Annotated in this window: 24 protein-coding genes; 16 read left to right on the plus strand and 8 right to left on the minus strand. The window is 60.7% G+C overall.

Features of this window, described 5'->3' with window-relative positions; all coding sequences use genetic code 11:
• Window positions 1–48: 48 nt before the first annotated feature.
• Entirely contained in the window at window positions 49–1239 is a 1191-nt protein-coding gene (locus tag HY2_RS02400; protein ID WP_034824343.1) for a methionine gamma-lyase, read from the minus strand.
• A gap of 123 nt (window positions 1240–1362) precedes the next feature.
• Between HY2_RS02400 and HY2_RS02405 the strand changes: the two genes are divergently transcribed.
• The 14 genes from HY2_RS02405 to HY2_RS02470 all read left to right on the plus strand — a co-directional run bounded on the left by HY2_RS02405 (window position 1363) and on the right by HY2_RS02470 (window position 14416).
• On the plus strand, window positions 1363–1833 hold the full coding sequence (locus tag HY2_RS02405) for an Lrp/AsnC family transcriptional regulator (protein WP_034824345.1): 471 nt from the start codon (window positions 1363–1365) through the stop codon (window positions 1831–1833).
• 33 nt (window positions 1834–1866) lie between these two features.
• Window positions 1867–4719 (plus strand): [protein-PII] uridylyltransferase, encoded by a 2853-nt coding sequence (locus tag HY2_RS02410; protein ID WP_081814879.1) that lies wholly within the window; start codon window positions 1867–1869, stop codon window positions 4717–4719.
• Between the two features lie 22 nt (window positions 4720–4741).
• A complete protein-coding gene (gene murJ, locus HY2_RS02415; protein WP_034824348.1) occupies window positions 4742–6298 on the plus strand; it encodes a murein biosynthesis integral membrane protein MurJ in 1557 nt (518 codons plus the stop codon).
• Between the two features lie 24 nt (window positions 6299–6322).
• The gene (trpS, locus tag HY2_RS02420; protein ID WP_034824351.1) at window positions 6323–7363 is read left to right on the plus strand and encodes a tryptophan--tRNA ligase; all 1041 of its coding nucleotides are present in this window, start codon (window positions 6323–6325) and stop codon (window positions 7361–7363) included.
• Between the two features lie 98 nt (window positions 7364–7461).
• Complete coding sequence (locus HY2_RS02425; protein WP_034824354.1) at window positions 7462–7923, plus strand: copper chaperone PCu(A)C; 462 nt, start codon at window positions 7462–7464, stop codon at window positions 7921–7923.
• 187 nt (window positions 7924–8110) lie between these two features.
• A complete protein-coding gene (locus HY2_RS02430) occupies window positions 8111–9169 on the plus strand; it encodes a hypothetical protein (protein WP_034824357.1) in 1059 nt (352 codons plus the stop codon).
• A gap of 93 nt (window positions 9170–9262) precedes the next feature.
• Window positions 9263–9841 carry a NifU family protein gene (locus HY2_RS17825; RefSeq protein WP_034824360.1) on the plus strand — a complete coding sequence of 193 codons (579 nt, stop codon included), beginning with the start codon at window positions 9263–9265 and terminating at the stop codon, window positions 9839–9841.
• Between the two features lie 100 nt (window positions 9842–9941).
• The gene (locus tag HY2_RS02440; protein ID WP_034824363.1) at window positions 9942–10541 is read left to right on the plus strand and encodes a malonic semialdehyde reductase; all 600 of its coding nucleotides are present in this window, start codon (window positions 9942–9944) and stop codon (window positions 10539–10541) included.
• Between the two features lie 15 nt (window positions 10542–10556).
• Window positions 10557–11204: a tRNA (adenosine(37)-N6)-threonylcarbamoyltransferase complex dimerization subunit type 1 TsaB gene (gene tsaB, locus HY2_RS16575; RefSeq protein WP_051594637.1), complete on the plus strand. Its 648-nt coding sequence runs from the start codon at window positions 10557–10559 to the stop codon at window positions 11202–11204.
• Window positions 11201–11662, plus strand: coding sequence for a ribosomal protein S18-alanine N-acetyltransferase (gene rimI, locus HY2_RS02450; RefSeq protein WP_051594638.1), 462 nt, complete (start codon window positions 11201–11203; stop codon window positions 11660–11662). The genes tsaB and rimI overlap by 4 nt, the downstream gene beginning before the upstream one ends.
• Before the next feature lie 72 nt (window positions 11663–11734).
• Window positions 11735–12622, plus strand: a complete 888-nt coding sequence (locus HY2_RS02455) for a dienelactone hydrolase family protein (RefSeq protein WP_034824366.1) — start codon at window positions 11735–11737, stop codon at window positions 12620–12622.
• An 80-nt stretch (window positions 12623–12702) separates the two neighbouring features.
• Window positions 12703–13116 carry a Fur family transcriptional regulator gene (locus HY2_RS02460; protein WP_034824368.1) on the plus strand — a complete coding sequence of 138 codons (414 nt, stop codon included), beginning with the start codon at window positions 12703–12705 and terminating at the stop codon, window positions 13114–13116.
• 142 nt (window positions 13117–13258) lie between these two features.
• On the plus strand, window positions 13259–13984 hold the full coding sequence (locus HY2_RS02465; RefSeq protein ID WP_034824371.1) for a hypothetical protein: 726 nt from the start codon (window positions 13259–13261) through the stop codon (window positions 13982–13984).
• 18 nt (window positions 13985–14002) lie between these two features.
• Window positions 14003–14416, plus strand: a complete 414-nt coding sequence (locus HY2_RS02470) for a DUF1489 family protein (RefSeq protein ID WP_034824374.1) — start codon at window positions 14003–14005, stop codon at window positions 14414–14416.
• Window positions 14417–14420: 4 nt separating this feature from the next.
• On the opposite strand, the gene HY2_RS02475 is transcribed toward HY2_RS02470, so the two are convergent.
• Window positions 14421–15365: an alpha/beta hydrolase gene (locus HY2_RS02475; protein WP_081814880.1), complete on the minus strand. Its 945-nt coding sequence runs from the start codon at window positions 15363–15365 to the stop codon at window positions 14421–14423.
• 50 nt (window positions 15366–15415) lie between these two features.
• Between HY2_RS02475 and HY2_RS02480 the strand changes: the two genes are divergently transcribed.
• Together HY2_RS02480 and HY2_RS02485 are read left to right on the plus strand one after the other, a co-directional pair.
• A complete protein-coding gene (locus HY2_RS02480) occupies window positions 15416–16642 on the plus strand; it encodes an aminotransferase class V-fold PLP-dependent enzyme (RefSeq protein WP_034824377.1) in 1227 nt (408 codons plus the stop codon).
• Window positions 16642–17463 carry a sulfite exporter TauE/SafE family protein gene (locus HY2_RS02485; RefSeq protein ID WP_034824380.1) on the plus strand — a complete coding sequence of 274 codons (822 nt, stop codon included), beginning with the start codon at window positions 16642–16644 and terminating at the stop codon, window positions 17461–17463. The genes HY2_RS02480 and HY2_RS02485 overlap by 1 nt, the downstream gene beginning before the upstream one ends.
• Here HY2_RS02485 and HY2_RS02490 read toward each other — a convergent pair.
• From HY2_RS02490 to HY2_RS02515, 6 genes are all read right to left on the minus strand, one after another.
• A complete protein-coding gene (locus HY2_RS02490) occupies window positions 17460–18431 on the minus strand; it encodes a HupE/UreJ family protein (protein ID WP_034824383.1) in 972 nt (323 codons plus the stop codon). The genes HY2_RS02485 and HY2_RS02490 overlap by 4 nt on opposite strands.
• On the minus strand, window positions 18428–19261 hold the full coding sequence (locus HY2_RS02495; protein ID WP_034824385.1) for a peptidyl-prolyl cis-trans isomerase: 834 nt from the start codon (window positions 19259–19261) through the stop codon (window positions 18428–18430). The genes HY2_RS02490 and HY2_RS02495 overlap by 4 nt, the downstream gene beginning before the upstream one ends.
• Before the next feature lie 18 nt (window positions 19262–19279).
• A complete protein-coding gene (locus HY2_RS02500; RefSeq protein ID WP_034824388.1) occupies window positions 19280–21196 on the minus strand; it encodes a DUF3604 domain-containing protein in 1917 nt (638 codons plus the stop codon).
• 89 nt (window positions 21197–21285) lie between these two features.
• Window positions 21286–21654, minus strand: coding sequence for a hypothetical protein (locus HY2_RS02505; protein ID WP_034824390.1), 369 nt, complete (start codon window positions 21652–21654; stop codon window positions 21286–21288).
• A 25-nt stretch (window positions 21655–21679) separates the two neighbouring features.
• The gene (locus tag HY2_RS02510) at window positions 21680–22513 is read right to left on the minus strand and encodes a universal stress protein (RefSeq protein WP_034824392.1); all 834 of its coding nucleotides are present in this window, start codon (window positions 22511–22513) and stop codon (window positions 21680–21682) included.
• Window positions 22514–22602: 89 nt separating this feature from the next.
• Complete coding sequence (locus HY2_RS02515) at window positions 22603–23637, minus strand: Glu/Leu/Phe/Val family dehydrogenase (protein ID WP_034824395.1); 1035 nt, start codon at window positions 23635–23637, stop codon at window positions 22603–22605.
• Window positions 23638–23810: the final 173 nt, after the last annotated feature.

Consider the following 23810-nt stretch of genomic DNA (forward strand, 5'->3'; position numbering starts at 1 on the left):
AGTCATCCTTCAATTTCGCTCAGGATGAGCTTTGGTGTTTGGGGGGGCTTAAGCCACGGCCTGCTCCAGGTCGGCGAGGATGTCGGCCAGGTCTTCGAGGCCGACGGAGAGACGGATGAGGCCGTCGGAGATGCCGTGGGCGGCGCGCTCTTCTTCCGTGTAGGTCGAGTGGGTCATGCTGGCCGGGTGCTGGATCAGGGTTTCGGCATCGCCAAGGCTGACGGCGCGGCGGATCAGCTGCAGGCGGTTCATCATGTCGATGCCGGCCTGATAGCCGCCGTCCAGTTCAAAGGCGATCATGCCGCCAAAGCCGTCCATCTGGCGCCTGGCGAGGTCGTGCTGGGGATGGCTGGGCAGGCCCGGATAGTGAACCACTGAGACGCTTGGCTGGGCCTCCAGCCATTCGGCAATCTTCCGGCCGCTTTCGCAGTGGCGCTGCATGCGCAATTGCAAGGTCTTCAGTCCCCGCATCACCAGCATGGCATTGAAGGGCGCCATGACGGACCCGGTCATGTCTTTCACGCCGACCATGCGGATGTCTTGAATGGGCTCGGCCCGGCCGCAGACGATGCCTGCGACAAGGTCTCCATGGCCGCCGAGATATTTCGTGGCCGAGTGCAGCACGAAGTCTGCGCCCAGCTCTATCGGGCGGGTGAGTAGGGGGGAGGCGTAGGTGTTGTCGACAATTGTGAGCGCGCCGACCGCGCGGGCAATGTCTGACACGGCGCGGATGTCGACCAGGCGCATGTTCGGATTGGCCGGGGTTTCGAAATAGACGACGCGCGTCGTGTCACTGATTGCGGCGGCGAGCTTTTCCGGGGCGCGCAGATCAACATGGGTGATCTTCACGCCAAAGCGGCTGAGCCCGTCGCGCATGAAGGCGAAGGTGCAGCCATAGAGCGTTTCATCGGTAATGATCTCGTCACCCGGCTTTACCAGCGTCCACAGCGTCGCGGAGATGGCACCCATGCCGCTGGCCGTGGCAATAGCGGCTTCGGCACCTTCAAGGCTGGCGATGCGGGATTCGAGCAGGCTGACCGTCGGGTTGGAGATGCGCGAATAAATGTGGCCCTCGGTCTCGCCTGCGAACAGAGCGCCGCCGGTTTCGGCATCCGGGAAGGCGAAGGTGGATGTGAGGTGCAAGGGCGGCGTCAGGGCGTTTTCATGGTCTGCAGGCTCATAGCCATGATGAATGGCGCGGGTTGCGGGACCAAGCGGACGGTTGGAATCGAAGGCCATGACGGGTTCCTGTGCAGAAAATTGCGGTATGGCAGCAGAATAGCATCGCAACCAAAGTATGAGATTTCAAATATTGCCATAAACTGATATAAAATTGGCAGAATATGCTAACAGGAGCGCTAAATGGACCGGATAGATGCCAAGATTGTGCGGGCCTTGCAGGAAGATGGCCGCCTGACCAATCAAGACCTGGCGGAAAAGGTGGGCCTGTCGCCGTCACCCTGTCTGCGCCGGGTGCGCAATCTGGAGGCCGATGGAGTGATTCAGGGCTATTCCGCGCTGGTGGACCAGAAGGCCTGCGGCTATCCGATCACCTGTTTCATGCGCATTCGCCTGTCTGTGCACAGCGAAGAGGCCGTACAGCGCTTCGAGGCGAAGATCATGGAGACCGAGGCCGTGCTGGACTGCTATCTGATGACCGGCGGGGCCGATTACCAGCTGCGCATTGTGGCCGAGAGTCTGGATGCGTATGAGCAATTGGTGCGTCACACCATCCAGCGCCTGCCGGGCATTGCCTCCATCGAGACGAGCTTTGCCTATGGCGTTGTGAAGAAGTCCCGCGTTTTGCCGGTAAAGCTGGAGGCTGCGCTATAGGCGCGGCGCGCGGACCTGCTATATAGACGGGTGATGAGCATAGATTCCCCTGCGACTGCACCCAAAGGCCCAACCCTGGTTGAGGCGCGCAGCCATCTGCTGCGGCGGCCTGGCAAATGGCGGATTTCCAATATCATTGATGGCCGGGCCCTGCGGGTGAAGCTGACGGCGGCGGCGCTGGACAATCTGGGCAACCCCCAGGCCATGCGCAAGGCTGCGCTGAACCATCTGCACGGCGCGATGTTCCGCGGCCGCATGATTGCGCAGGAGCGACTGCAGCAGGGAGCGGACGGCCTGGATACGGCGCGGTTGTTGTCTGCGGTGCAGGATGAAGTGATCCATGCCCTGTATGATTTCACGACGACGCATGTGCACCGCGCGCGCAACCCCACAGAGGCCGAGCGTCTGGCGATCCTGGCGACGGGGGGCTATGGCCGCGGCGTGATGGCGCCGTCTTCTGACACGGACCTTCTGTTCCTGCGTGCCTACAAGGCGAGCCCGCATACGGAAAGCGTGATCGAATACATGCTGTACGCGCTGTGGGACATGGGGCTAAAAGTGGGCAATGCATTCCGTACGCCAACGGAGTGTGTCAAACTGGCAGCCGAGGATGTGACGATCAAGACATCCCTGCTGGATGCGCGTTTCATCTGCGGCGACCAGGCCCTGTCTGACGAGATGCAGGTGAAGTTCCAGAAGGATGCGGTGGAGGGCAAGGATGCCGACTTCATCGCTGACAAGCTGGCCGAGCGCGATGCCCGCCACGCACGGCAGGGCGATGCGCGCTATGTGGTGGAGCCGAACCTGAAAGAGGGCAAGGGCGGCCTGCGTGACCTGCAGACCCTATACTGGCTGATCAAGCATATGCATGGCGGCAAGACGCTGGAAGATGTGATGAAGAAGGCTCCGTTCACGGAGAGTGAGTACGGGACTTACATTCGATCTGCGCGGTTCCTGTGGACGGTGCGCTGTCATCTGCACTTTGTGACCGGGCGGGCGGAAGAGCGCCTCAGCTTTGACCTTCAGCCGGAGATCGCGGCGCGGATGGGCTATCGCGACCGGCGCGGACAGCAGGGCGTCGAGCGCTTCATGAAGCGCTATTTCCTTGTGACCAAGGATATTGGCGCGCTAACGCGCATCGTGGCGGCAAAGCTGGAGGCCGACCAGAAGAAGCGACCGGAAGGCTTTCGCCGTCTGTTGCCGCAGCGCAGCCCGCAGCCCCTGAAGGATGAGGGCTTTGTGATTGATGCCGGACGCGTCAGTATCACATCTGAAAAGGTGATGAAGTCTGACCCGCTGAACATGCTGCGCCTGTTCATCATCGCGCGCCGCGAGGGCAAGGACATTCATCCGGATGCGCTGACGGCGCTGACGCGAAATTTGAGGTCCCTGAATGAGCGTGTAAGGAACATGCCGGAGGCGCGGGAGCTGATGCTGGATGCCATTCTGGGCGGGAAGGACCCCGGCCTGATCCTGCGCCGTATGAATGAGGCCGGCATACTGGGCAAGGTGATCCCGGAATTTGGCGGCATTGTCGCACAGACGCAGTTCAACATGTATCATCACTACACGGTAGATGAGCACACGATCCGCGCGGTTGAGGCGATTGCGGAGATGGAGAATGGCAATGCCGAACGCGTGCCGCTGGCGACCGAGATTTTCCCGCTGATCGAGAACCGCCGGGCACTTTACATGGCCATGCTGCTGCATGATACCGGCAAGGGCCGAGGCGACCAGCAGGTGGAAGGGATGAAGACCTCTTCGCGCGCCTGCCAGCGTCTGGGCATGCCGGAGGACGAAACGGAACTGGTCGCCTGGCTGGTGGGCCACCATCTGGAACTGAGCGAGACGGCCCAGAAGCGGGATATTTCCGATCCGCGCACGGTGACGCAATTTGCCAATATGGTCGGCTCTCTGGAGCGCTTGCGGCTGCTTTACATCCTGACGGCGGCAGACATTCGCGCCGTGGGCCCCGGCGTGTGGAATGCGTGGAAGGGGCAGCTGATGGCGGACCTCTACCACAACACCGCCGCAGCGCTGCGAGGGGGACGCGCCGACGAGAAAGGTGTGCAAGCCGAGCTGGAAGCGAAAGCCGAGACGCGCCGCGAAGCACTGATTGAGCAAATTGGCACAATTCCGCCTTTGCAGCTGGAAATGGAGACGGCTTATTGGACGGGCTTCGATCTGGAAGACTTGGCCTGGCATGCTGACGCGCTGGCGATGAGCGGCAATATTGTCTGTCATCGGTTCCCGCCGGAAGGGGGGGCGCTGGCCTTGCTGGTGTCCGGCTCTGACAGACCGGGCCTGTTCGCAGACTTGGCCGGCACGCTGGCCAATCTGGGCGCGAACGTTGTCTCCGCGCAGGTGTTCACCAGCAAGAGCGGGCGCATCGTCGATATCTTCATCCTTCAGGACGCTGCGCAGAAGCCCTATGGCCAGAGCGATCCAAGCCGTCTGACGCGCCTGGAAAAGGCGCTGCATGATGTGCTGAGCGGGACGCAGGTAAAAGAGCTGGCGAAATCGCGGACCGGACGACGTCAGGCCGCCTTCCTGGTGCAGCCCTCTGCGCAGATCCGGGACGATGTGTCAGCCGATTATACCGTGATCGATATTGCGGGCCGCGACCGGCCGGGGCTTCTGTTCGATGTGGCGCGCGTGCTGGCAGATCTGGAACTGTCCATTCACTCTGCGCATGTCGGATCGTATGGCGAGCGCATGTTCGATGCGTTCTATGTGCAGTCCGAGCAGGGCCACAAATTGTCCGACGACGCCCAGAAAGAGACCCTGAGAGAACGTCTTCTTGGCGCATTGGGGCGCCATGAACCGGATGCGCCGGAAACGCCGGCCCGGAAACTGAAACGCTCCCGCGCCGTGGACAGTTTCTGAGAATTCGATCAGAGGAATCGCGATGAGTGTCGCGCGCAACACCCTGGTGCAATCCTCGCTGACCCTGGGCAGCCGCGTGCTAGGCATGGTGCGCGACATATTGCTGATCGCCAAGATCGGCGCCGGGCCGGTGGGCGATGCCTGGGCGACGGCGCAGCAATTCCCGAACCTGTTCCGCCGCATTTTTGCCGAGGGTGCATTCGCGTCAGCCTTTGTGCCGACCTATGCGCGCACGCTGGAGGCAGAAGGGCATGAGGCCGCGCGGGCCGTGGCGCAGGAAGCGCTGCGCGTTCTGTTCGCGACGACAGCGGCGCTGACCATTCTGGCGCAGATATTCATGCCCTGGGTCTTGCTGTTGATCCATGGCGGGCAGGCGGATGATCCGGAGAATTACGCGCTGGCCGTCCTGCTGACGCGGATCACCATGCCGTACCTGACCTTTATGGCGATTGCGGCGCTGCTGTCTGGCGTGCTGAATTCGGCCGAGCGGTTCATTCTGTCTGCCGGCGCGCCGACGCTGCTGAATTTGTCTCTCATCCCGGCGGCCTTTGTGGCGCCGTCGGCAGAGGGGACGGCGCTGGCGGCGGCAGTGGCCTATTTCTTTGCGGGCCTGTTGCAGGCGGGTGTGCTGTGGTGGGGCGTGCGCCGCCAGAAAGTGCACATCAGCCTGATCGGCTGGCCGCGTCTGACGCCTGCCGTGAAGAAGGTGCTGAAGCTGGCCATACCGGGCACAATTGCGGCTTCTGGCACGCAGATTAACATCATTGTCAGCCAGTCCCTCGCCAGCTTTGAGGTTGGCGCGAAATCCTGGCTCTATGCGGCAGACCGGCTCTATCAGCTGCCGCTGGGCCTGGTTGGCGTGGCGGTGGGCGTCGCGATTCTGCCGCGCCTCAGCCGGGCGGCGCGCGCCTTTGATGAAGCGGGCAGCCGCCGGACCATGGATGAGGGGATCGGCCTGGCCATGGCGCTGACCCTGCCGGCGGCGGCGGCGCTGATGATTGCGCCGGTCTTCCTGATTGATGTGTTCTTCACACGCGGGGAATTCCTGCTGTCGGATGCGCAGATGTCTGGTCATGCGCTGTTCCATTTTGCCTGGGGCGTGCCGGCCTTTGTGCTGATCAAGGTGCTGGCCCCGGCCTTCTTTGCGCGGGAGGATACCAAGACTCCGATGCGCTATGCGCTGACGTCCGTGCTGATCAATACGGTGCTGGGGGCAGGGCTGTTCTTCTGGATGAAATCCAACGGGCAGGCGGGCTTTATTGGTCTGGCCATCGCGACCTCCATTGCGGCCTGGGTGAATACGGCCCTGCTGGCGATGACTCTGATGCGGCGCGGATGGTACACGCCCGGTGCGCGGCTTGTATCCGGCGTGGTGCGTGCGGCCCTGGCGACGGCGGTGATGAGCGCGGCGGTGTGGTTCATGCTGCAGAATCTGGCCTTGATACAGGCGCAGGTGCTGAACTCCCGCACTCTGGCTGCGGTGCTGATCGTGCTGGCCGGAGGCGTGATATACGCTTTTGCAGCCCTGCTGACCGGCGCGATCCGCATTTCTGACATCAGGCAGGCTTTGCGGCGCTAGACAAACGCGCTAAAGCGCCTGCCCATGAGCGATACACATTCCCCCACCTATAGCGGCCCGCAGCGTATTTTCTCGGGCATCCAGCCAACCGGCAATCTGCATCTGGGCAACTATCTGGGCGCCCTGAAGAAATTCGTGGACCTGCAGGAAGAGGGCTGGGACGCGGTTTATGCGGTTGTGGACCTGCACGCGATCACCATGCCGGTGGAGAAGGGCGCGCTGATCAGCCAGACACGGCAGATCGCAGCGGCCTTCCTGGCGTGCGGCGTGGACCCGAAGAAATCCATCCTCTATGCGCAGTCTTCGGTGAAGGCGCACGTGGAACTGGCCTGGATCTTCAATTGCGTGGCGCGGATGGGCTGGGTCGAGCGGATGACGCAGTTCAAGGACAAGGCCGGCAAGGATGCCGAGCGGGCTTCTGTCGGCCTGTTCACCTATCCCGTGCTGCAGGCAGCAGACATTTTGGCCTACAAGGCGACGCATGTGCCGGTCGGCGAAGACCAGAAGCAACATCTGGAGCTCTCCCGCGATATCGCCGACCGCTTCAACCGCGAATATGACGCGCCGGGCTTCTTCCCGTTGCCGGAGCCGTTGATCAAGGGGCCGGGCGCGCGCGTGATGAGCCTGAAGGATGGCAGCAAGAAGATGTCGAAGTCCGATCCGTCGGAACTGTCTCGCATCGCGCTGGTGGATGATGCCGACACGATCGCCAAGAAGATCAAGAAGGCGAAGACCGACCTGCTGGGCGATATGCCGAGCGAGGTGGAGGGCCTGGAAGGCCGCCCCGAGGTGGAGAATCTGGTCGGCATCTATGCGGCCCTCTCCGGAGAAACTGTCGAGGCTGTGCTGAAGCAATATGGCGGGCAGGGCTTTGGTGTCTTCAAGCCGGCACTGGCCGAGGTGACGGTGAACCATCTGGCCCCGATCACGCAGCGCTTCCGCGAGATTCTGGATGATGTGAGCTTTATCGATAGCGTGTTGAAGGATGGCGCTGAGCGGGCTGATGCGATGTCTGCGCCGGTCATCCGGGAAGTGCGCGAACTGGTCGGCTTCTGGGGCGCATGAGGCTGACCTGCACGGATTTGGCCTGCGCGGATTTGGTTTGTTGACCTTCTGCGCCTTCGGCCTATCCCTCTGACCCTAAATCATTCTGGAGCGTTCCCATGCGTCTTGTATCCCTGATTGCCGGTCTTTCCGTTGCTGCTCTCGCAGCCTGTTCCCAGGAAGCGAAAGCGCCGGACGTGACGCCGGTACCGGTTGTGACCGATGCGTTCATCGTGATGCCTGCACCTGGCCGGGACGTTGCCATGGGGGGCCTGACGCTGAGCGTGGAGGGGGGGGCGATCTGGCTGACGGGCGCTGACACCAACATCGCCGACAAGGCCGAGCTGCATACGATGAGCATGGAAGACGGCGTCATGCGCATGCGCAAGGTAGAGCGTCTGGAAGCGACGCCGATTGTGCCGCTGGAACTGGAACGCGGCGGCGCGCACCTGATGTTCTTCGGAATCAGTGACCAGATTGCACCTGGCGACCTGGCAGAGCTGGTACTGACCCTGGCGGATGAGAATGGCGAAGAACAGACGCTGACCACTGAGGCCGAAATTCGCGCCATGGGCGAGTAATTTCTGCTCTCCGGCGCGTTGCAGGCCGTTATACTTCCCAACATCTTGCCGGTCCGGTCAAAATACCGGCACTCCGTAGCTTTGCGGATATTTAACAGTTAATGCACTGTTAAAATGCCCCATTCGCCTGCATAGTGGTGTAAACGCAACAGGTCTCCAGCGTTTTCATGCAAACAGGGTAGAGTAGATGGCATTTGATAGTAGTCGCCTCCCCGCGGCCTACCAGGAGGAAGGTCCTGCCGTGACCGTGCTTGGGTCTGATCATCTCGTAACCTTCGATTATGCCGAGCCCAGCCCGGTGATGGTGTTTGCACAGCGCTGGTGGCGACGGACCAAGCTGGCGCTCAAGATTGGCGCCGTTGTGGCGGCCGTGGTGGCCTATCCGGTGCTGACCGTCGCTTCCAACAAGATTGATGACAGCCATGTCGAGATCGCCGGGCAGGACTGGACGATGCCGGAAGTGGGTGTCGCCATCAACAAGATCGCCCGTGAACTGGAAGGGGCCGGCTGGGCAGGGGACCGGGCGAACTGGCACCCGCAGGCCCGCCTGACGGCGATGCCGGCCTGGCAGGTTGCGACCACAGACGCGCTGTCTGACCATACACGCATGCTGTCCGAGCTGACCGTGAAGGGCGGCGAAGTCGATTCTGACCTGAAAGCGGCGACGCGTTTGCTGCGCGGCGTGCCAGGCGAAGACATGCGCCCGCGCCTGACGGCAGCGGCGGAAGCCCTGAACCGCTATGATTCCCGCGCGGGCCGAGGCCTGGCCGTGGCACCGGACAAGCTGGAAAAGCTGAAGGCGGAAGCCAACCTGTTCGCTGACTGGGCAAAGGCCGACCGCATCGACCTGGCCGTTCAGGTCAATCAGGATGTCGTCGAATGGCCGGCCAGCAAGGCCGACATTGAAAGCTTCTATGGCGCCAAGGCGCGCGCCCATGTTGCCCAGCAAATGCTGGCGGTCGCTCGTGTGACCGAGCCGCGTCTGGCGCGTTTGCCGGCTGTCAGCACAGCCTTTGACAAGGCCGAGCAGGCCTGGGGCCGCGCGGCGGAGATGAAGCCCCTGATCGTTTCCAACCAGAACGGCGACGGCCCGTTCATGGCCAACCATCTGGCCAGTATCGGCTTTTTCCTGGTGGAAGCTGAACAAGCGTCCCGCGATCTGGCGGCGGCGCTTGAAGACCTGCCGGAAGGCGCGCTGGAGAATGTTGCCTCTCTGGAAACGCGTCTCGCCTCCACCGCGCCCTGATCCTGCGCGCCTAATCACACGGGGACGTCTTGAACCGGCCTGCTTTGCGCGCCATCTGAAGGGCAACGCGCACAGTAGAAAGGGCTTCCGGCCATGTTCATCCAGACCGAACCGACCCCGAACCCGGATACGGTGAAATTCCTGCCCGGCCATCCTGTGGCTGGCAACAAGGGCCCGTTTGATTTTCCGGATGCCGCCAGCGCCCGCATCAGCCTGCTGGCTCGGGCCCTGTTTCAGGTGGACGGTGTGGAGCGTGTGTTCCTGGGCAGTGATTTCGTCTCCATCAACAAGGAAGCCAACCGTGACTGGAAGCATGTGAAGCCGATGGTGCTGGCCGCGATCATGGATCATTACATGGCAGGCCTGCCGGTGGTGGAAGAAGGGGCTGAACCGTCTGCCGCCAGCGAGGCGGATGTTTCCTATGAAGGCGAAGCCGCCGAGATCGTCGACGAGATCAAGGAACTGATCGAAACCCGCGTTCGCCCGGCCGTGGCGCAGGATGGCGGAGACATCATCTTCCACAAATTTGAGCCTGAGACCGGCATTGTGCATCTGTCTATGCGCGGGGCCTGTGCGGGCTGTCCGTCTTCCACGATGACGCTGAAGCAGGGCATCGAGAACATGCTGAAAACCTATGTGCCGGAAGTGACAGCCGTGGAAGCTGTACTCTAGCTGGAACGACCAGACCTGCAGCGCATATTGCATTGATTATGCACGCGATCCCCGGCACGCTGGGGCACAAACAAAGTGACAAGCAAGAGGATCTCAGTTTATGGCCCACCCGGTGAACGACCATGCACTCGACGTGATTTTCCGCGACGGGCGCAGCTATAATGGCTTCCACGACAAGGATGTGCCGGAAGTGCTGGTCCGCGCGGTTTACGACCTGGCGAAGATGGGCCCAACGAGTGCGAACTGCTGCCCTGCGCGCTTTGTCTTTGTCTCTTCTGAAGAAGGCAAGAAGCGCCTTCTGCCCTTGGTATCCGAAGGCAATCAGAAGAAAGTCTCCGAAGCGAAATGGTCCGTGATCATCGCTTATGACATGGAATTCCAGGAAAAGGTGCCGAAGCTGTTCCCGCACAATCCGAGCGCGAAGAACTGGTTCGATAATAACCGCGAGGAAACGGCCTTCCGGAACGGCACACTGCAAAGCGCCTATTTCCTGATGGCGGCGCGCTCACTTGGCCTCGATTGCGGCCCGATGTCAGGCTTTGACATGGACGGCGTGAACAAGGAATTCTTCGAAAGCCAGGATGGTGAAGAGAAGCATTGGCGCGCCAACTGGATCTGCAATCTCGGCTATGGCGACAAATCCTCCATCTTTGCCCGCAGCCCGCGCCTGCACTTTGATGAGGCCTGCCGGATCGTCTGATCCGAACGACACGCCATGCTTGTCCTTGGGCTGAATACTGCGTTTACCGCGATGGAAGCAGCGCTGGTGCGCGATGGCGAAATCATCGCTGATGCCCGCGAGACAATGGCACGTGGCCAGGACAAGGCCTTGCCCGGTTTTGTCGAGCACCTGCTGGCCGAGGGCGGTGTCAGCCTGGATGAGGTGGACCGGATTGCCGTCGTTACCGGGCCGGGCAGCTTTACGGGCATCCGCATTGGTGTGGCCTATGCGCGGGGCCTGTCTTTGGTAACTGAGGCGCCTTGCATTGGCGTCAGCAGTATTGAGGCAGGTATTCCAACCGGTATGGAAGACACGGCACTGGGGGCTTTGATGGCCCAGAAGCGCCCGCCGGACCAGACCTGGTGGGTGCAGGGGGTGTCCGAAAACAAGGGCATTGCCGATACAATCGAGATTGGCCTTGATGAATTGAAGGCCATGCTTGTGGGCTTCCATGCGCCGGTCTTCATGCAGGGCGCTGAAGCGCTGGGGGAGGAGCTGGCCGGGAAGCTGGACATCCGCCCGCTGACGCCTTCAGCGATCACGGCTGCATTGAAAGCTCCGCTGTTTGATCCCCCCCAACATTTGCCGACACCGGTCTATGCGCGCGATCCGGATGCGACTCTGCCGGAGCCGCGGAAGTGACGGATGGCCTGATTGTCCTGAGGCCGGATGATGCAGGGCGCACCGCGATGCTGCACCTGAAATGCTTTCCGGACCCGTGGAGCGCGGCGTCCTTGCGGGGGCTGCTTCAAGATCCGTCTATCCTGACACTGGGCATTGAGCGCGATGGCCAGCTGGCAGGCTTCATCATGGGGCAGACGATTGTCGGCGAGACAGACATTCTGACCGTCTGTACCAATCCTGATTTGCGCCGGCAGGGCATTGCCCGCCACTTGCTGAAGGTGATGATCACGCGCTGCGGAGAGCGGGGCGTCTCACGCATGACGCTGGATGTGGCAGAGGACAATACCGCCGCCCGCGCGCTCTATGCGGCGCATGGCTTTACCGAGGATGGCCGCCGCCCGCGCTATTACAGCACAAAGCGGGATGTGCCGGTGGATGGCATCCTGATGTCAAAATCTCTTGAGCTTGGCAGTTGAGGCGCATCGGGCTCTGGGCGATTTCGGGAAATACGCTATGTTGACCTCAGATCCCTCAAGAGGAGCTGAGCGATGACCGACACCCCAAAAACTAATCAGATCCCGCAGGGAGTGTTCGACCTGTATGATGCCTATTGTCATGGGCATGTGTCGCGGCGCGGCTTTTTCGAAGGGCTGGGGAAATACGCAATTGGCGGCCTTACCGTCTCCTCTCTCGCGGCCTGTGTGTTGCCGGATTATAGCCGGATGCAGACCGAGCCTGGCGAGGATGACCTGTATGAAGAGATGCTGGTTTACGATTCTCCGGACGGGGCGGGGGAGATGCAGGGCTATTTTGTGCGGCCCGATGACGTGAATGGCGAATTGCCGGGCATCGTCGTGATCCATGAGAATCGTGGCCTGAATCCGCATATCAAGGATGTCGCCCGGCGCGTCGCCAAGGCGGGCTATGTGGCCTTTGCGCCGGATGCGCTCTATCCGCTGGGTGGCTATCCCGGAAATGATGATGATGGCCGGGCCCTTCAGGCGCAGCGAAATCGCGGTGACATGGTTGAGGATTTCATCGCAGCGGCGGCTTTTCTGCGCGACCATGCGGCGGTGAATGGCAAAGTCGGCTGTGTTGGCTTCTGCTTTGGCGGGGCAGTGGCGAACATGATGGCCGTTCGTTTACCATGGCTGTCTGCGGCGGTGCCCTATTATGGCGGCTGGCCGACGGCAGAGCAGGCCGGATATGTGGATGTGCCCCTGCAAATCCATCTGGCGGGTCTGGATGAACGAGTGAATGCAGGTTGGCCAGCCTACAAGGCGGCGCTGGACGCCAATGATGTCGAGTATGAAGCGTACATATATCCCGGCGTCCAACATGGTTTCCATAATGATACCACGCCGCGCTATGATGAGGCTGCTGCAAAACTGGCCTGGAGCCGTACGCTGGACTTTTTTAGCCGCCAACTGAGTTAGGGTGGCTTTTGGCCTGCAGCCGTAATTGTTTAGGATGTAACTGACTGGACTTAAGGTCAATGTGAGGGCAAAACACCCACATGGATCGACTCGAGAAACTTTGTGCCGATAAAGGCCTGCGAATGACGGAACCGCGCCGCGTGATTGCGCGTGTCTTGTCCTCTTCGGATGACCACCCAGATGCCGAGGAGCTGCACCGCCGCGCTAATTCCATGGACGCGTCGATCTCCCTGGCAACGGTCTACCGAACTGTGAAACTGTTCGAGGATGCCGGAATCATCCAGGCACATGATTTCCGCGATGGCCGCGCGCGCTATGAAGAGGTGCCGGACGAGCATCACGACCACCTGATCAATGTGAAAACGGGCGAAGTCGTAGAGTTCCATTCCGAGGAAATCGAGGCTCTTCAGGAAGAGATTGCCAAGCGTCTGGGCTTTCGTCTGGTGGACCACCGGCTTGAGCTGTATGGCGTGCCGCTGAAGGACGAAGACTAGCTTTTCGGGCCTTGTCAGGGCCGGTGGCAGTTTTGTTCAACTCCCGTAAAGAAATGGACGTGCAGGATGGAATGCCTGACGCGCCCGGCTGACCAGTTCGCTGCGAGCCGGACAGATAATTTATGCGGGACGGGAAAAGCGCATGCTGCTGGCACTGCTGACAAGCTTTATCATGATGACCAGCGCGCCGCCTCTGGATGAGGCGCTGACGGCGACGGAAGCCCCGCCTACGCTGCGTGCCGCCTTTACGGTCGAGCTGCGCAGCCAGACTGCAAGCCGTATTTATAATTACGATCCGCGCCGTGATATGAGCAAGCGCTGGCAGGTCGTCTCCTGGCAGGGGGATGATGACGAGCTGGAAGAGGTCGCCCGTAACTGGGCCTCTGAAGCGGCGCCGGATGGCCGCCTGTTTGCCGATGATCTGCGCGCCAGTATGGGCCGCGACGTGCAGGTAGACGACATGGGCCATGCTTGGCGTATCGCGTTCCGGCATCACCCCTCTCAGAATGATGGTGAGTTTGATATCTGGGCTGCCGAGCGCCTGCAGGCCACAGCCTGGCTGGACCCCGTGGGCGAGCGCTTCCTGCGCATCGACTATCACCTGCCGCAGCCCGTCGCTGGACCCGAAGGCGGCAAGCTGACCAAATATGACCAGAGCTATTTCATTCGCACTGAGCCGCGCTGGGGCATCAGCTATGTGTCCAGCTTTTCTATCGAACTGGAGGCGCGCGCAGCCTTTCGTACGATCAGCCGGCGCTATTCGGCCAATATTGTGAAGACCGAATTCTTCTTTTCCAGCGGCGAAGCCGAGGCGGATTTCGAGGCAAATAGCAAAGGCCCGCAGCTGATGTCTGGATTGCCCGGCTGACCCCGCTAGATTGGGGGTATGACGATTCACATGGTGAAACTCTGCGTTGGTGCGGAGGATATTGAAGATCTGGAAAACTGGCAGACGCGCCTGATGGAGCAGGGGCGAGAGCCATTCCATCACACGCGCATGATGCCCAAGCAGAAAGACCAGCTGCTGGATGGTGGCTCTATCTATTGGGTGATCAAAGGCGCAATCCGCGTGCGCCAACGCATTGTAGATGTGCGCCAGATTGCCGGTGAGGAGCATTCCATGTGCGAACTCGTGTTCGATCCGAACCTTGTGCGCACCTATGCCAAGCGCAAGAAGGCTTTCCAGGGTTGGCGATACCTGAAGCCGGCCGATGCGCCGCGGGATCTGACCAGCGGGGAGGCCGCTGTGGACATTCCGCCGGATCTGGACGCGGCGCTGAAGCAGGCGGGCGTCTGGTAAGCGCCTAGCGTTTCAGTTCCTCTGTCAGCAGGGCGGCTTCCATCTCGAAGGCTTCGCTGCCGGGGGCGATCAGTTCGACATGGCCGGTATCCGGCACCTGGATGAAACTGGCGGCGCTGCCGGCGGCTTTTGCCTTCTTCGTGTAGTGCTTGCCGAGGATGGGCGGGGCGATACGGTCCTGCTCTCCGTTCACACTGACCTGCCTGGCGGCAAAGGGCAGCATTGCAGCCGGTGATGTATCAGAGAACACATCCGGCCGTTGTCCGCTGGGTGCCCCGGTCAGCACATCCATGATGGAAGCAAGGCAGCCTTCCTGCGTAACAGGGGCGGAGGCCTCCAGGTCAGCGAGGCCGCCGGAATTTACGACAAGATCAAGGTGTAGTGGGGTTTCACTCCAGAGTGGGCTGGAGCGTGGCAATTTCGGGCGTGCTGCCAGCCATAGCGCCAGATGGCCGCCAGCGGAATGGCCCATCGCGGCGATACGGTCGAGCTTCAGATTGTACTCATCTGCATAATCCCGCAGCAGGTCAGTTGCGCGCGCAACGTCTTCAAATGTGCCGGGATACCCGCCGCCATCCTCATCCACGCCGCGATACTCTATGTTCCAGACAGCGAGGCCGCGCTGGCGCAGGTCTTCGGCTGCAAAGTTCATCAAGGTACGGTCTGCGATGCTTTTCTGCCAGCAGCCACCATGCACCATGATGACAACCGGGAAGGGGCCTTTGCCGTCCGGCAGCCAGAGGTCAATGACATTTGATGTGCCAGGGCCCGTGCGGATATGGTGAGCGGTCGACGGCCTCTCACGCGTGAGCAAATCCTTCCAGGTCATCAGGGACATGGGGGCCTCTTCACTCTTGCTGGTGCTTTCCGGCGGGCGGGTTTCGGTGGGGGCTTCACAGCCCGTCAGGGCAAGTGCGGCAAGGGCAATAGAAAAAAGCAAGGGTCGCATAAGGGGATTGCTACTAGCGTCCGGACGATCTGTCATGCACAAAGCTTGTCATGAATTCGTTCCGTTTCCCCCAAAGCCGCAGCGACGCTGAAGCGCGGGATGCCAAGGACCCGCTGGCCCATTGCCGGGCAGCGTTCGCTCTGCCGGACGGCATAACCTATCTTGTCGGTCACTCGCTTGGCCCTGCCACGCAGGGTGCCCTGCTGGCGCTGCAGCGGGCGGCAGATGATGGCTGGGTACGAGACCGCGTGGGTGCCTGGAACAGCGCGAACTGGATTGGCCTGGCCGAGCAGGTGGGCGCAAAGCTGGCGCAACTGATCGGGGCCGGGGAGCGTGAAGTTCTGGTGTGCGACAGCGTCTCTGTGAACCTCTACAAGCTGGCGGCCTCCGCGCAGCCTCTTGCTGCCGCGCGGCGGCTGGTGGTGGAGGAAGACGAATTCCCGACCGACCAGTATATTCTGCAAGGCCTATCCAGCATGACCGGCGTGGAGCTGGTGTGGGCTGCACCGGGGCAGGGCGTTGCTGAACTGAAAGGCGGCGTTCTGGTCAAGAGCCTCGTTAATTATCGGACTGGAGAGGTGGCGGATGTCGGCGCCGATGAAGCCGCCGCGCAGGCAGAGGGCGGGCTAATTGTCTGGGATCTCAGCCATGCGACCGGCGTGCTGGATCTGCGTCTGAAGACTTGGGGCGCGCGGCTGGCAGCGGGGTGCACGTACAAATATCTGAATGGCGGGCCGGGCGCGCCAGCGTTCGTCTTCGTGGATGATGCGCTGGCACCGGACCTTGCCTCGCCACTGCCGGGCTGGATGGGCCATGCTACGCCGTTTGATTTCAAGTCTGCCTATCAGCCGAAAGAAGGTGCCGCGCGTTTTGCCACCGGGACACCGCCCATCCTGTCACTGGCGGCGCTGGATGGCGCGCTGGACATTTTCCAGGGCCTGAACATGTCGGATGTACAGCAGAAGGCGCGGCAGTTGAGCCAGATGTCCCTGGTGCTGGCAGAGAAGGCAGACCTGAAGACTAGCTGTCCCATGGAGGCAGACCGGCGCGGCGGACATATCAGTGTGCGCCATTGCGAAGGCTACGCTGTTGTGCGCGCCATGTATGATTGGGGCATTGAGGCGGATTTCCGCGCGCCGGACACGATCCGTTTCGGCCTGTCGCCCTTGTTCCTGTCTTACGCGGAAGTGTGGGACGCGATGCAGGAACTGACTGAAATTCTTGAAACACGCAGCTGGGACAAGGCGTGTTATCGCGAAAAGGCGGTCGTTACATAATGGATATAATTATTCAGTATGCCCCCCTTCTTCTGGCGTTGATCGTGGCAGGGATCGCCGCCGGTTTGGCGGCAGGCCTGTTTGGTATTGGTGGTGGTGCGATCATTGTACCGGTGCTGTACTTTTTGTTCGATGCTCTGGGCTATCCGGAAACCGCGATGCATGTGGCGGTGTCGACATCACTGGCCACGATTATCCTGACGTCTATCCGCAGCGTCATGGCGCACAACAAGCATGACGCGGTCGACTGGGACATCATCAAGGGCTGGGCACCGTGGATTGTGGTTGGCTCACTGATCGGTATGGCCATCAGCGGGTATCTCTCGAACCGGGGCCTACTGGCCATTTTCGGGTCCCTGGCATTCCTGCTGGCGGCGCAGCTGTTCTTTGGGCGGCCGACCTGGCGTCTGGCAGATGATATGCCCAAGGGCGCGGCGCGGGCTGGCCTCGGCGTCGGCGTTGGCACGCTCTCCGCGCTGATGGGGATTGGTGGCGGCACGTTTGGCGTCAGCCTGATGACGCTCTGTGGGCGGCCCATACATCGCGCCGTGGCAACGGCAGCTGGCTGGGGCGTGGCCATCGGCCTCCCAGGGGCGCTGGCGGCCATCATTGTCGGCTGGGGAGAACCGGGGCGGCCGCCTTTCTCGCTGGGAAATGTGAACCTCGCCGCGTTTGCGCTGATCTCTGTCTTCACCGTCACCATGGCGCCGGTTGGCGCAAAGCTGGCCCACACGCTGGACGCGGTGAAGCTGAAGCGCTGGTTTGCCGTTTTGCTGGCGGTTGTTGCGGCGCGAATGCTGTGGAAGGCGCTGGGCCTTTAGAGGAAGACGCCGACGATCCGCTCAATCGCCCAATAGCTGCCGGTGATGCCGATGGCGTAGGCCGTAGCGGTACGCAGGGCTGGTTCGCCTTGGCGATAGAGCAGGCGGCCGAGCCAGACAAGGGTCAGCACGAACAGCACAAATGTGATCTGTCCGGCCTCGACGCCGAGATTGAACAGTAGCAGCGCCATCACTTCCGCGCCTTTCGGCAGGCCGATTTCCGACAGTGCGCCCGCAAAGCCGAAGCCATGGATCAGGCCGAAGCCGAAGGCGATCAGCCACGGCAGGCGCTGCGCCAGCGTCATGCGGCCGCGCATGCGGTAAATGGCTTCCGCGCCGAGCAGGGCGATGCTCATGGCGATGGTGATCTCGACTGGCGCGCCGGGCAGGGTGACGCCGCCAAGTGCAGACGCGGCGAGCGTGATGGAGTGGGCAACGGTAAATGCCGTGACCGTGGGGATCAGCTGGCGTGGACGCACAAGCAGGACGAGCCCCAGCACGAACAGCAAATGGTCATAGCCAAAGATGATGTGCTCCACACCGATGCGGAAATAGGCAAGCACTGGCGCGCCGGATGGGCCGACAAGGTCCAGCGTGGCAGAACCGGGCCGCAGGACGGCGGTAAGATCGTCTGCCTCCTGCCGGTCAAGCCGCAGGAAGACATCCGTCAGGGTGCGGTCAAGACCAGAAATGGAAAGCTCCCCCATATTCAGGTCGCACGCCATGGACCAGCGCAGGATAATCGTACCGCCTGCGCCGGTGACGCGTTCATTCTGTCGCTCGCAGCCTTCCGGAAATGTGGGGTCCAACTTCAGGCGACGGCCATCCAGGATGGGCTGTTTCCAGGTGACGTCATACTGGCCGGGCGCGGTCTCGGTGATCTCCAGATAGGCCGGGCGGACCTCATGCGCCTCTGCGCCGAGCGAGGCGATCGTGAGAGCCAGAAAGAGAAGGCAGACACGGATCACTCTACGCCCTCAATCTCGACATTGTACCGGGCGATTATGTCAGCGATTGCCTTTTCGTTCGCTTCGCGGCGCTTTTGCTCAACCCAATCCTGTCGCACCTCTGCGCGGGCCTCATCAAAGGGGGGTAATGCAACGTCGGTCTTGTGTGTGACATGCACGAGATGAACGCCGAGAGCCGACCGGACCGGTCCTTGCCAGTCATCTGAGGCGGGTAGCTCCGCTATCGCGTCGGCGAATTCTACCCCGAACTGGCGGGCGAGTTCGCGAAGGGGCACGTCTCCATACTGACGTTGCAGCATGAACGGATCGCCAAGGGAGGCCGTGTCGGTCGCGGGCGCGCTGTTCAGGTTTGCCAGCAGGACTGCCGCATCTTTTTCAGCGATATCACCGCGCACACTTGGGCTGAAGAAGATGTGAGAGAAGGTGATGCGGGCAGGCTTTGTGAACCTGTCCGCGTACGCCTGATGCCATTCCCGTAATGCCTCTTCCGAAGGGACGGGATCTTCGCGTAAATCCGAGACCATGAAGCTCATCTTTTGGGCAAGGCGGCGCGTAATGATTGTGTCGCCCTGGTCTAGACCGAGGCGACGCGCCTCGCGGGCCAGTGCCTCGTCCCGGACATAGTCGGACACCATGGTCATCATGTCTTCCGGGCCGGGCAGCGCGCTGGCCTCAGATGCGTAGAGCGCGGCAAGGCGCTCAAGCTCTGTTTCCGAGACAAAAATGGTCGAGTCCGATTTGTCCTGCCAGCTTTTCCAAGCGGTGTGCACGGCGAAGACGAGGGCCGCCGCCACGACAAACTGGATCAGCGGTTCACGCAGATATCTCACGCCCCTTGGTACTCCCGTCTATTCCGCCGGGATGTACCAGATGGGTGAGGTATAGGCGCGCTCCTGAATGGTTTCCGGCACGTCTGGACGCGGCGGTGTACCATTGCGCAGGGCTTCCCAAGTTGACCAGCGGCAGCTCGGGTTTTCCAGTACGCGGACATAATAGGTAGCGCGGGTGTTGACGTCGAAATCCGGGTCCTGCCACAGGGCTTTCAATTCGCTGGCACCTTCGCCAGTGGGCGTGCAGTTTGTTATGTCCACGCCCGCGCCATTGTCCGGGCAGCGATGTGTGGCCGGGTCCGGTGTGCCGGTATGGCAGGCGACGTCATAGATGGTTTCGCCATCAGAAGTGACCTTGACGATTTGTACGCGTTGCAGGGCACCCATATTCGGATCACGCTGAGCCCAGGCGATGAAGGATGGGGTCGCGTCGGTGCCGACAAGGTCTCCGCCCATCGGGACCCCGCCTTGATAGGCCTGCCGTGTCAGGTTTGCGGTGGTCAGTATGTCATCCGTGTACCCGTATCCGCCGAAGAAGCGGACCTTCATGCGCGGACCTGTGGTGGCAAAGGTTTCCTTGCGGCGGAATGCATCGAAGATGGCTTCGCGGGTGTTTTCCTCGGCCCAGACGCCGGTGAGACCCGATGCGCTCCAGCGGGAAAACCATTCGCGGCCATTCTTGACGATATTGTTGTCAGGCTGATTATCCCAGCTGGTTGTGCCGGGGAAGGGGACAGAGCCGCGGGCGATGGGCGATCCATCCACGATGCCGATTTTTGACCAATAGTCTTCCTCGGAATAGGCGCCCCCGGCCACATGGCTGTCAGAGGCCCCGACAAGGCCGAAATGGAAGGGGTCAAAGCCTTTTTCCTGCTGCAGTCTCAGACCGTTGCGATAGGCTTCGCGGACATAGGACCCTTCTGTCTGAGAGACATCATAGACGCCAAGCAATTTGTCGTAGATTTCGAAATCTGCCCACTCATCGTTCGGTGAGAGAGAGGGGTGGGTTTCGCTGGTGCCTTTGACCTGGGTGACCTCTACAAGCGGTTCATTGCGCATGCGCTGCTCAGCATAGGCAGCATCCATCGGGTCTCCATTATAAGTTTCCAGGCGGAACATCTGGCCGTCTGAAACATTGGAGTTGTGCGGGATGGCGATCGATTCATAGCCCTCGGATCGCTTCTCATCCATCCAGTCCCACAGGTCTTCCGGGTTGGTGGAGTCGAGCGTTGAGAAGGCGCGATCCGGCGCATCCCCCTTGAAGAAGACATTACGGTGGAGGTTGCCGCCGCCAAAAGTGCCATCATCACGGTTGGTGGTGACAGACGTGAATTCATAGGCCGCGAAAGTGGTGAACTCTCCCGGAACATAATGGCGATTTGCTGCGTCGACATTCTGCATCCAGACAGAGTTGATCACGCCCTGGTCATACATGTCTTCTATGGGCTCACCAGACCGTACAGACGCGCCGACACCTTGGAAGGCTGCGGTGATCTTGTCGCGGTTTGTTGAGAACATGTCCTTTGCGCGCGGAAGCTCTGACAGTTCTGTGCCCGGCGTATCCATGGCCGGCAGGATGCCGAGATATTCGGCATGGTCTGTCACGGTGTAGAAATCGAGCGGACCGCCCGCAATGGTCATGTCAAAGCCGGCCGGATGCTTGATCGTTTCGCCGCGCGCAAAGCGGTAGGCATCATCCGCCGTGCGCCGCACATTGAAGATGTAGGCGTCAAAGCTGGACCGGGTATGGATATGCAGGTCGCCGAAATAGGCGTTGCGGTCAGGGTTGTATCCGGCGGTATGTTCTTTTGCCGACCCCGCTTCAGGTGTGGCCGCTTCCTCGGTTTGCGTAATGGTCTCTGATGTGTCTGGCGCCTGATTGTTGCATGCAACCAAAGCGATCGCCGATACGGCGATGCCAAGATAGCTTTTCATGTTTTCCTCCCACAGGCATTTTTCCCTGCCCTTATAAGAGGAAGTGTGCGTCTTTCTCAGCGATCTGTCGAGGTTGACCCAGCGGAAGGTTAGGTCGGGCTGACGTCCGTGATTTTGTAAGTGAGCGGTGTTTCTCCATGGGTGGCGATCGTGATGTACTCACCCTCCTTGAAGACATGCTGGCCCAGCTTGTAGCCCGCTTCGTCATCGCCTTCATCGTCTTCGTCATAATGGAAGAACCAGTGGCTGCCGCGATGGGTCAGCAGGCCGTCGGCATGTTCGTCCGGGTCTGGGTGAAACCGTACGACGCGGCACGCAGCCCGGGTCTCGCGCCATGCGTCGAGGTCAATCTGGCCCTCGGCGGTAAGCGGCGCAATTATGGTGTAGCCTTGGCTTGGGTCTCCGCCTGGAAGACCCGGATTGCGTGCGAGTTGCAACGTGATTTTCGACAAACTCATTGATCTGATCTCCTCGCTCCGCGGATTAATGGGCTAACGCCAGGGCAGGGGCTTCCTCTGCGGTCAGCAGGCGCCGGGTGGTGCCGCCGAACAGGCGCTCGGTAAGTCGTGAGTGGCCATAGGCCCCAGCCACGATCATTGAGGCGCTTGCCCCTTTGGCCATGGCCAGAAGACCGGTGGCGACTTCGCCTTCGATTTCTTCCGTCTTCGACGTAATGCCGTGAAATGTCAGCCAGTCTTGCAGCGCGTGCGGTGCCGCGATCTCGCGGTCAGGATCTTTCTTCAGATCCTTCTTGTTTTGAGCAATGATTACCTCTCCCATGGCGCGCAGGATCGGCAGGTGGAAGCGCACCGCACGGGCGGCACCATTGCTGCCATCCCAGGCAATGATGGCAGGGCCATTGAAAGGCTCATATGTGCCGGCCACAACCACAGGCAGGCCAGCTGTCATCAGAACATGTTCAAAGGCAAGGTTCAGCGGTTCACCGCCTTTTGCTGCGGTACGCGGAAAGATAACGGCTTCGGCAAGTGTGGCTGCATTGGAGCCAGACTGTTCCACCGTGTTCACATCATGAATGAACTCACAGCTGAGACCATGAGCGCCAGTGTCGCAGGTTTCCTCAAAACACTCGCGCGAGACTTTCAGAACCTGGTCCTGCATCTCGATGATGGACTGAGTAGTCGTGCCGGTCAGGCCGCTTGCCTCCGGCGTTGCGATCACCATCATGGCCGAGTTCGGATCCGGCAGGGCGCAGAGGCCCCTTACGGGAACGTTCATTTTCTTGGCCAGGGCGAGGGCAGAAAGCGTTGTGGAACGGTCTTCTTTACTCGTACCCTGCAACATGGCGACAACAGACATGGGACATCCTCGTATTGCTGAACTCTCAACGACATTGTCCTATCAGCAGTGCCTGCGAGTCAAACTAAGGATTTGTACTTAAGTCTGTTTCAGCGCCCGATACGACGGCGTGCGATGGCGTCAGCCACACGGTTTGTCGGTTTGTCGGTGCTGAGGGCCTCGTCCAGCACTTCGCCAAGCGTGCGCATCAGTGTTTCCAGCTTGCTGTCGACCCATTCGCGCGAATAGGTGCCGGAGATCTCTGCCGCCACATTGATGATGCCGCCGCCATTGATGACATAATCCGGTGCATAGAGAATGCCCTTGCGGCGCAGCAATTCGCCCATTTCCGGCATGATCAGCTGATTGTTTGCGGCGCCGGCAATGGCTTTCACCTTGAGGCGTTCCAGCGTCTTTTCATTCACCACGGCACCAAGGGCGCAGGGGGCGAAAATGTCTGCGTCTGCGTCGTAAATCTCATCCGGCTCGACAATGCGCGCGCCTGTGCGGGCGGCAACATCTTTCAGGGCCTGCTGGTCGATATCGGTGATTATCAGGTTGGCACCAGCCTCGGCCAGGTGATCGCAGGTATAGCCGCCAACATGGCCGACGCCCTGGACCGCAATCGTGCGCCCATTCAAATCGTCTGTGCCGAAGGCGCGCTTGGCCGTTTCACGGATACCGAGATAGACGCCCTTTGCCGTGACCGGGGAGGGATCTCCGCTGGCGGCTTCCCCTTCATCCAGACCTGCGACATGGGGCGTCTCTTCGCGCACGATCTGCATGTCGGACACGCTGATTCCGACATCCTCAGCGGTAATGTACTTGCCCTGCAAGCTATTGACGGCGCGGCCAAAGGCGCGGAACAGGTCGGGTGATTTGTCCGCCTTGGCATCGCCCCAGATCACGGCCTTGCCGCCACCGAGGGGAATGTCCGCCATGGCGTTCTTGTAGCTCATGCCCTGGCTAAGGCGGAGGGCATCCTTCAGCATGGCTTCGCCGCTTTCGTAATTCCACATGCGGCAGCCGCCAGCGGCCGGACCAAGCGCCGTGGAGTGAATGGCAATGATTGCCTTCAATCCGCTGTTGGCATCATGGAACAGGTGCACGCCCTCATGGGCGTCAAAGGAAGCGTGGTCGAACATGGAAAATCAGTCAGTTGCAGGTGAAAGATGGCGGCTTTCTGGCGTCTGGGCCACGTTGCGTCAAATGGTTTGCCCCCTATGACTGCAATGTAAAATGACATAACTGGCCTAAGACTTGCCAGAGACGGCATGCTACATAGCCAAGGATAATTTATTAAAGCGCCTGACGACAT

The sequence above is a fragment of the Hyphomonas pacifica genome, from assembly GCF_000682675.1.
GTDB classification, from domain to species: Bacteria; Pseudomonadota; Alphaproteobacteria; order Caulobacterales; family Hyphomonadaceae; genus Hyphomonas; species Hyphomonas pacifica.

Excerpts from the sequence above, each read along its gene's own strand:
- HY2_RS02400 (WP_034824343.1), bottom strand. The coding sequence starts at position 1,239 with ATGGCCTTCGATTCCAACCGTCCGCTTGGTCCCGCAACCCGCGCCATT.
- HY2_RS02405 (WP_034824345.1), top strand. The coding sequence starts at position 1,363 with ATGGACCGGATAGATGCCAAGATTGTGCGGGCCTTGCAGGAAGATGGC.
- HY2_RS02410 (WP_081814879.1), top strand. The coding sequence starts at position 1,867 with ATGAGCATAGATTCCCCTGCGACTGCACCCAAAGGCCCAACCCTGGTT.
- murJ (WP_034824348.1), top strand. The coding sequence starts at position 4,742 with ATGAGTGTCGCGCGCAACACCCTGGTGCAATCCTCGCTGACCCTGGGC.
- trpS (WP_034824351.1), top strand. The coding sequence starts at position 6,323 with ATGAGCGATACACATTCCCCCACCTATAGCGGCCCGCAGCGTATTTTC.
- HY2_RS02425 (WP_034824354.1), top strand. The coding sequence starts at position 7,462 with ATGCGTCTTGTATCCCTGATTGCCGGTCTTTCCGTTGCTGCTCTCGCA.
- HY2_RS02430 (WP_034824357.1), top strand. The coding sequence starts at position 8,111 with ATGGCATTTGATAGTAGTCGCCTCCCCGCGGCCTACCAGGAGGAAGGT.
- HY2_RS17825 (WP_034824360.1), top strand. The coding sequence starts at position 9,263 with ATGTTCATCCAGACCGAACCGACCCCGAACCCGGATACGGTGAAATTC.
- HY2_RS02440 (WP_034824363.1), top strand. The coding sequence starts at position 9,942 with ATGGCCCACCCGGTGAACGACCATGCACTCGACGTGATTTTCCGCGAC.
- tsaB (WP_051594637.1), top strand. The coding sequence starts at position 10,557 with ATGCTTGTCCTTGGGCTGAATACTGCGTTTACCGCGATGGAAGCAGCG.
- HY2_RS02455 (WP_034824366.1), top strand. The coding sequence starts at position 11,735 with ATGACCGACACCCCAAAAACTAATCAGATCCCGCAGGGAGTGTTCGAC.
- HY2_RS02460 (WP_034824368.1), top strand. The coding sequence starts at position 12,703 with ATGGATCGACTCGAGAAACTTTGTGCCGATAAAGGCCTGCGAATGACG.
- HY2_RS02465 (WP_034824371.1), top strand. The coding sequence starts at position 13,259 with ATGCTGCTGGCACTGCTGACAAGCTTTATCATGATGACCAGCGCGCCG.
- HY2_RS02470 (WP_034824374.1), top strand. The coding sequence starts at position 14,003 with ATGACGATTCACATGGTGAAACTCTGCGTTGGTGCGGAGGATATTGAA.
- HY2_RS02475 (WP_081814880.1), bottom strand. The coding sequence starts at position 15,365 with ATGCGACCCTTGCTTTTTTCTATTGCCCTTGCCGCACTTGCCCTGACG.
- HY2_RS02480 (WP_034824377.1), top strand. The coding sequence starts at position 15,416 with ATGAATTCGTTCCGTTTCCCCCAAAGCCGCAGCGACGCTGAAGCGCGG.
- HY2_RS02485 (WP_034824380.1), top strand. The coding sequence starts at position 16,642 with ATGGATATAATTATTCAGTATGCCCCCCTTCTTCTGGCGTTGATCGTG.
- HY2_RS02500 (WP_034824388.1), bottom strand. The coding sequence starts at position 21,196 with ATGAAAAGCTATCTTGGCATCGCCGTATCGGCGATCGCTTTGGTTGCA.
- HY2_RS02505 (WP_034824390.1), bottom strand. The coding sequence starts at position 21,654 with ATGAGTTTGTCGAAAATCACGTTGCAACTCGCACGCAATCCGGGTCTT.
- HY2_RS02510 (WP_034824392.1), bottom strand. The coding sequence starts at position 22,513 with ATGTCTGTTGTCGCCATGTTGCAGGGTACGAGTAAAGAAGACCGTTCC.
- HY2_RS02515 (WP_034824395.1), bottom strand. The coding sequence starts at position 23,637 with ATGTTCGACCACGCTTCCTTTGACGCCCATGAGGGCGTGCACCTGTTC.